The sequence below is a fragment of the Streptomyces albospinus genome, assembly GCF_014648695.1.
GTDB lineage: Bacteria > Actinomycetota > Actinomycetes > Streptomycetales > Streptomycetaceae > Streptomyces > Streptomyces albospinus.
On the sequence record NZ_BMRP01000010.1, the window covers coordinates 160,725 to 168,228 of the forward strand.

A 7,504-nucleotide genomic window follows, 5' to 3' on the forward strand; every position below is an offset into this window, starting at 1 on the left:
TCTATCCGTAAGCGCTCTTTACTCTGAGGTGATTTTTCCGGCAAGCCCTGTGCTTTTTTGAAAGGCGCCGCATGGTAAGCGTTGACGAGTTTGCTCCCCAGAAGGCACGCGACCCCAGCTCACTCCGCCGGGAGGTGGGGCTGATCGGCCTGATGTGGGCCTCGGTCGGTTCGATCATTGGATCCGGCTGGCTGTACGGAGCCCAGAAGGCCGTCGTTGTGGCGGGTCCGGCCGCGATGATCTCCTGGGGCATCGGTGCGGTCGCAGTTGTCCTCCTGGCACTGGTGCACGCCGAGCTCGGCGGCCTCTTCCCGGTGGCCGGCGGTACGGCGCGGTATCCGCACTACGCCTTCGGTGGCCTGGCCGGTATGTCCTTCGGCTGGTTCTCCTGGCTCCAGGCCGCGACCGTGGCCCCGATCGAGGTCGAGGCCATGATCGGCTACGCCGGCCACTGGTCATGGGCCCAGGGCCTCCAGCACGCGAACGGAACCCTGACGCCGAGCGGCTTCGTTGTCGCACTCGTTCTCATGGCGATCTTCGTCGCTGTGAACTTCCTCGGTGTGAAGGTGCTCACGCACACCAACAGCGCCGCGACCTGGTGGAAGATCGCCGTACCCCTCGGGGCGATCTTCGTCATCGCGGCGACCAACTTCCACCCGCACAACTTCACCTCCCACGGCTTCGCCCCGTTCGGCGCCAAGGGTGTGCTCAGTGCGATCAGCACCAGCGGCATCATCTTCGCGCTGCTCGGCTTCGAGCAGGCCATCCAGCTCGCGGGCGAGAGCCGCAACCCCAAGCGCGACCTGCCGCGCGCCACGATCGGCTCGGTCGCGATCGGCGCGGTGATCTACACCCTGCTCCAGGTCGTCTACATCGGCGCCCTGCCGCTGGCCTCCTTCGCGCACGGCTGGGCCAAGCTGAACTACGCCGGCATCAGCGGCCCGTGGGCCGGTCTGGCCACCGTGGTGGGCCTGGGCTGGCTGGGCTGGGTCCTGTACGCCGACGCCATCATCTCCCCCGGTGGCACCGGCCTGATCTACACGACCACGACCTCGCGCATCTCCTACGGCCTGAGCAAGAACGGCTATGCACCGCGAGTATTCGAGAAGACCGATGCCCGCGGCGTGCCGTGGTTCGGCCTGATCATCTCCTTCGTGACCGGCGTGATCTGCTTCCTGCCCTTCCCGAGCTGGCAGCAGCTGGTGTCCTTCATCACGTCGGCGAGTGTGCTGATGTACGCGGGCGCGCCACTGGCATTCGGTGTGTTCCGTGACCGTCTGCCGCACCACCAGCGTCCCTACCGACTGCGTGGCGGCAGCGTCATCTCGCCGCTGTCCTTCGTCGTCGCGAGCCTGATCATCTACTGGGCCGGCTGGGACACCCTGGAGCGGCTCGGCTGGGCGATCATCATCGGCTACGTCCTGCTCGGCAGCTACGCCGTGTACGCGACGAAGAAGGGGCTGTCGAACGCTCCGCGGCTGGACTGGAAGGCCGCGCGCTGGCTTCCGGTGTACCTGATCGGTCTGGGCCTGATCTCCTGGCAGGGCGGCTTCGGCGGCAAGGGCCACATCCCGCTCTGGTGGGACATGGTGATCATCACGGTGTTCTCGCTGGGGATCTACTACTGGGCCCGTGCTACCGCCATGTCGGTCGAGGCGATCGAGCAGAACATCGAGGAGGTAGCGGTCGTGGACGAGGGCGGTCACTGACCCCGCAACCCCGTACCACGCCCTGGGGCACGGTCCGGCCGACCCGTTCGCGGCTCCCCCCAGCCGACGGCGGCCTGCCGGACGCGGACGCCCTGGTCCACACACGCGGGCCCCGTTCCCAGACGGGGCCCGCGTGGCGTTTTCTGAGGAGACGTGCCTGCCGCGCCGGAGGCAGGGAGCCGGACCGCATCGCGCCTCAGCTTCTCCTGCGCACTCCCACGCACATCGATGCCTGCTGTGGGAAGCCGAGGAGGGTCCTGGCGCGGTCGCCTGTCCAGGCGCCGACGCAGCCCCCGGCGTCGTCGGCACTGCCTTGTTCTTCGTCGGCGACGGCAGCCGCGAACACGCTGACGACGACGCCCGCCCGATCCCGACGCACCGAGTAGCAGGCTCCGTGACCCGAACTCAGGGCAGTGGACGGGCAACTCCCTGCGGCCCACCACAGCACGGCCGGCGTCCAGGGACTCCGCGGTGTCTGCCAGGGTTCGCGACCCAGGCAGGTCCCGTCGGACATGCCTGGCGGCCCATGGCCTCGCGGCGGTGTCGGTGGGAGGTTGAAGGTGCTGGAACATGCGCTCTATGTCGGCGTGCCGTGGTGGGTCAGGTGCCGGGCGAGGCCGTGGTCCAGACGGCAGGTCTTCGCCGCGCGGTCTTGGAGATCCTCTCCAACGTTGGGGTATGCAGCCCGTCCGGTTGCCTGGGACGGCGATGGGGAACACGCCGTTCTCGTCCGTGATCCCGTTGCCGACCGACCGCGAGCCGGTGCCACGCCCGTTGAGTTCGGCGACCAGGTCCGGCAGGTCTGTCCGTACCACCACGGTCGGCTCGGCTTTGCCGGAGATGACCGAGCCCGGCACGACATCACGCTGACGGGCCGCATCGCCCTGAAGAGCCGGACGCACAACGAGCATGCGTAGCGCGCGATCGACGAACGCCCTACTGCCTGGCAGCGGCACACCGGTCGAGGGTTCCGTTGCGCCGGATCAGCACGAACCACCTGGTCTTCTCCAGCCGCTCCGGCCTGAGCACTGCCGCCGGGGGCGGGGCCACGTCCCCATGGGATGGGCCCCACCTGCACCGCAGCTGTGCGGGTCAGAGCGCCGCGTACGTGCCTCGCCCAGGACGCGTCACCAGCTTCTGCTGCTTCGCCACCCGATCGAGGGTGTTGCGAACAGACTCGATCTGTCCGGGAGTCTCCTCCCGCCCCAGGGCTTCATTGATCTCCCGAGCACGCATCGGCACGCTCGACTTCTGGAGCACCTTCAGGGCGGCCTCAAGGAGACCTCCTGTGCCCTTGGCGGCCGGCTCGGCGGGGGCGGCCTGCTTCGAAGCTGCCTTCTTCGTCTTTGCCGGCGCAGCGGCCTTCTTCGCCGCGGCCTTCTTGGCAGTGCGCTTCTTGGCCGTACGGGACTTGGCGCTCGACGACGCTGCCGTACGCGGCGACGGCACGGCCGCTGCGGCCACACCCCCCGGTTCCGCCACCATCTCGGGAGCGGCAGCGGCAGCGGCAGCGGCATCGACCTCGGGGGAGTCCTGACTGGCGCTGTCACCTGCCGGTTCCACCGACGCCGGGGCCGGAGGAGCGACATCCGCCCCGACCGTGGCGAGGGGCGCGGACTGCTCAACAGGAGCAGCGGCGCCAGTCAGCACCCGCAGGTGCTCCAGGGCGTGACGCGCCGAGGTGACGCGTTGGACCACGTCGTTGAGCTCGCCGCGCAACAGCTTTTCCTGTGCCTCGAGTTCCGGCAGTGTGCTTTCGAGGTTTTCGATGGTCTGGTGGAGAAGTGAGTCAGTCATGCAGTTCCTAACTTCGCAGCAGTAAGCGGGATCGCCAGTCACCGTACCGCCCCTTTGGCTGCAAGGCACGGGTCACAGCAGGTCAAGTTTGCACTGTGGCACTGCCTGTCCAAGGGGTCGGGGTGGCGTTCCCGCAGGTTGTCGGCCATTCAGGCAGACGGTTGGCGAGCGGCAAACACGTGTGGGTCTGTTGTGGTTGGGGTCTTGACGACGTCAGGAGGAACGCGGCGACGTGACCGGTAATCGCCACACCTGCTGCGACGGCGCGAGGTTCTGTTCGAGCCGGTCTGGGCGCCGAAGGGCCAGGTGCCGGCGGAGCACATCCTCTCCCGCACCCTGATCCGCCCCGGCAGCCACATCCCCGGCACCATGTACTTCACCACCACCCGTGCCCACCAGGAACTCAACGGCGGCACCTTCCACGACGTCATCATCGACGAATCCCACGACGCGTACTGCGAAACCCCTTCAAGGCGACACCGACCTGGCCGAACTGGAACGCCTCATCCACGACATCGGGCCGGACCGCATCCCGTATGTCTCCGTGGCCGCCGTCGTCAACACGGCCGGCGGGCAGCCGATCAGCCTGGCCGACCTCACCCAGGTCCATGACCTCGCCCGCCGCCACGGCATCCTCGTCATCGTGGATGCCGCCCGCACCGTGGAGTACGCCTGGTTCATCCAGCAGCGCGACCGGGACGGCGCCGGCACAGCGTGTCCGACATCCTCCGAGAGATGTGCGCACGTACCGACGGCGCCACCATGTCGGCGAAGAAGGACAGTTACGCCAACATCCGCGCCGGACGCGACCCCGCCACCCGAAGCAACCGCTATCCCGAGACTCGAACTCGTCCGCCCGGCTTCACCCCCACCGCCCCCGACTCCCCCTCGGACCGCACCACATACCTCCACGAGCCGTCTGAGGCAGCCGGAGCCGGAGCCTGACGACAGAGAGATGTCGGGCACGTGCGTGAGCGATGCGTGAGGGGACGGTGGAACATGCGAGTCGACAGCGGGACCGGAGTTCCACCCGCGTCGCCGTCCTGCTCGCCGGTGCCGCTGTGCCGGACTCGCGCGGGTTGCCGACAGCCGTTCCCGCTGATCCCCGCCATCACGTCGTCAACTTCAAATAGCAGTTGTTAAGGGGAAGTTAGAGGAAGTTGGGGGAAGTTAGGTCCATGCGGGCCGCTAACGTAAACTCCCCACCATTTTTCCTGCCGCCCCCTTCGCAGCGCTGTCACGGACACGCCAAGATCTCCTCCGCGTCGGGCCACCCCCATACTCGGCGCAGGGAGGAGAGGGCATGGTGCCCCAACGGCATCGTCGACGGTTCATCACCTGCGCCGTCGTAGCCACCGCGTTCGGGCTGGCTGGTACCCAGTCGTTCGCGGCGTCAGGTGAGTCCAGACCCCGGCCCTGGAACGCGCGCCACCAGGCCGACATGGGGCGCCGGCACATCAAGGCAGTGCACGCCGGCCAGGGACAGGCCGCTGTCGCCACCCCCGGCAGCCGGGACGGCGACTCCGATGAGGCGGAGAACTCCGCCGAAGCCACTGCACAGTTCACCGAGGCGCGGACGGCTCCCGGCGTGGTCGCGCCCGGTGCCTACGGGGCGGCCTGGCAGCAGCTCCAGTCGATGCGGCACACACGGGGCGACTGGGATCACGTCACCAAGAAGGCGTACAACGCCGACGACCCTCGCTACCGCGACGTGAACTCCAACTCCAGCGGCGGCTTCGGGAAGGTGACCGGCCGGATCACCGGAATCGCCGCGGACGACCAGGGGTATGTGTATGCAGGCGGCGCCAATGGCGGCGTCTTCCGGTCGAAGACCGGCGGCGGGCGCTGGGAGCCGATCGCCGACAAACTCCCCTCGCTGTCCACGGGGACCCTGGCCCTGGACGGCAAGAAGCGTCTCTGGTACGCCACCGGCGAGTCGAACACCGGGGCAACCGCCTTCGTCGGTACGGGCGTCTACGTTCTGGGCGATCCGCGGCGCGGGCAGTTCGCGCCCGGCAACCGGGTGGGCGGCGCCGAGCTGGAGAGTACCGTCATCCACGCGATGCGGTTCGTGGGCAACAAGGTCTGGGCGGCGACGAGCCGCGGCGTGTGGTCGCACTCCACCACCACCCTGTCGGGCCCGTGGAAGCTGGAGTTCGCCCCCAACCCGGACTATCTGCCGGGCGGTTCCAAGGCATCCGACCCGAGCGCCCCGTACAAGAACATCGCCAATGACATCGCCATCGACCCGAAGGACCCGTCCAAGGTCCTGCTCGCCGTCGGCTGGCGTGGTGGTGACACCTACAACGGTCTGTACGCCGAGCAGGACGGCGGCTGGAAGCGGGTCAGCGGGCTAGGTGACCTCCCCACCGGCAGTGCCGATGTCGGCAACATGACGTTCGCCACCGCTGCCGACGGCTCGCGGCTGTACGCCATCGACCAGTCGCCGGCGCAGACCACCGCCAACCCGGACAGCGGCCTCAAGGGCGTGTACGTGTCGAAGAACGGCTCGCCGTTCGGGCCGTGGACGCAGATCGCCGACTACACCAAGCTCAAGGCATCCGGGTCCGCGCTGCAGAGCGCGGGCTACCAGCCCGGCATCCAGTCCTGGTACAACCAGTTCCTCCAGGTCGACCCGGCCAACGCCGACCACCTGTACCTCGGCCTGGAAGAGGTCTTCGAGACCAAGAACGGCGGTACGAGCTGGACCACGCCGGGCCCGTACTGGAACTTCACCTTTCCCTGCTGGAGCATCGACCCGGCCAAGCAGACCGGCGACTGCTCGCCGACCACCCACTCCGATCAGCACGCGGTCGCGATCGGCGGCTACCACGGCAAGACCTGGGCGTACGTCGGCAACGACGGCGGCATCTACCGCCGTCCGTTCAACGGCGCGGTCGACTCGGGCGGCCACGCGAAGGACTGGCAGTCCCTCAACGACGGCACCCTCGACACCCTCCAGTACTACTCGGTGGGCGTCGGCAAGGACCTCGCCCACGGCGGAGTTTCGGTGACCGGCGGCCTCCAGGACAACGGCCAGTCGATCCTGCGCGGGCGGGACAAGGTCATGGGTTCCAACTTCGGCGGCGACGGCGCCGACACCATCGCCGACCCCGCCAACGGCTGCAACATCGCGGCAGAGTACGTCTACCTCGACATGTGGGTCACCCAGAACTGCGGTGTCAACGACGGCTCGTGGAACACGGACCCGTCCAAGGCCACCGAGTACGAGGTGGCCCCGCCGGACAAGGACCTGGGCGGCGCCGGTGCCCGCTTCATCGCCCCGATCACCGCCGACACCAAGGACGGCAACACCTGGGTGGCCGGTGGCCGTCATGTGTGGGTGCAGAACAAGGGCTTCGCGATCCGGTCCGGTAAGGAGTGGAAGAGCGCCTACGACCTCGGCGAAGGCCATGTGGCCACCGCGGTGGCGTCCTCGGGCGGCACCGTGTACGTCGGCTGGTGCGGCCCCTGCGACAGCAAGGGCTTCAGCCGGGGCATCGCGGTCGGCAACGCCGACGGCACCGGCTGGCACCAGCTCAACCTCCCGGCCGACGGCACCATCCCCAACCGCTACCTCTCCGGCTTCGAGGTCGACCCGGCCAACGCCCAGCATGTGCACGTGGCCGTCAACGGCTTCTCCCGCAAGTGGACCGAAGGACCCGGTGCGGGCGTCGGCCATGTCTTCGAGTCGAAAAACGGCGGCACCGACTGGACGGACATCTCGGCGAACCTGCCCGACGTCCCCGCCAACACGGTGAAGCTGCTCCCGAACGGCGGCCTCGCCCTGGGCACCGACCTGGCCACCTTCTACCGGCCTGCCGGCGCCACCAAGTGGCAGGTGGCAGGACACAACCTCCCCACCGCGGCCGTGATGCAGCTGCGCCTCGGCCCGGACGGCAAGCTGTACGCCGCCACCCACGGCCGCGGCATATGGTCCCTCGACGTACGGCACCTCAAGGCCACCCGTAACGACTGACCACGACGGATCCCCGTCA

5 protein-coding genes and 1 pseudogene are annotated in these 7,504 nt (G+C 68.4%); 4 read left to right on the forward strand and 2 right to left on the reverse strand.

Annotation, left to right across the window (positions count from 1 at the left end; translation table 11 throughout):
- The first annotated feature begins 71 nt into the window (after positions 1-71).
- Positions 72-1,709 carry an APC family permease gene (locus tag IEZ17_RS16395; protein ID WP_189300755.1) on the forward strand — a complete coding sequence of 546 codons (1,638 nt, stop codon included), beginning with the start codon at positions 72-74 and terminating at the stop codon, positions 1,707-1,709.
- A 1,092-nt stretch (positions 1,710-2,801) separates the two neighbouring features.
- Here IEZ17_RS16395 and IEZ17_RS16400 read toward each other — a convergent pair.
- Both IEZ17_RS16400 and IEZ17_RS16405 read right to left on the reverse strand, forming a co-directional pair.
- Positions 2,802-3,548: a Rok-like winged helix domain-containing protein gene (locus IEZ17_RS16400; RefSeq protein WP_229852308.1), complete on the reverse strand. Its 747-nt coding sequence runs from the start codon at positions 3,546-3,548 to the stop codon at positions 2,802-2,804.
- Positions 3,549-3,719: 171 nt separating this feature from the next.
- The gene (locus IEZ17_RS16405) at positions 3,720-3,953 is read right to left on the reverse strand and encodes a hypothetical protein (protein WP_189300897.1); all 234 of its coding nucleotides are present in this window, start codon (positions 3,951-3,953) and stop codon (positions 3,720-3,722) included.
- Between IEZ17_RS16405 and IEZ17_RS42380 the strand changes: the two are divergent.
- The 3 genes and pseudogenes from IEZ17_RS42380 to IEZ17_RS16415 all read left to right on the forward strand — a co-directional run.
- Positions 3,895-4,131, forward strand: a pseudogene (locus tag IEZ17_RS42380) (beta-eliminating lyase-related protein); the annotation flags it as partial. The gene IEZ17_RS16405 and the pseudogene IEZ17_RS42380 overlap by 59 nt on opposite strands.
- Positions 4,132-4,241: 110 nt before the next feature.
- Positions 4,242-4,451: a hypothetical protein gene (locus IEZ17_RS42385; RefSeq protein ID WP_229852324.1), complete on the forward strand. Its 210-nt coding sequence runs from the start codon at positions 4,242-4,244 to the stop codon at positions 4,449-4,451.
- Positions 4,452-4,809: 358 nt separating this feature from the next.
- Positions 4,810-7,485: a ligand-binding sensor domain-containing protein gene (locus tag IEZ17_RS16415; protein WP_189300757.1), complete on the forward strand. Its 2,676-nt coding sequence runs from the start codon at positions 4,810-4,812 to the stop codon at positions 7,483-7,485.
- Positions 7,486-7,504 lie beyond the last annotated feature (19 nt).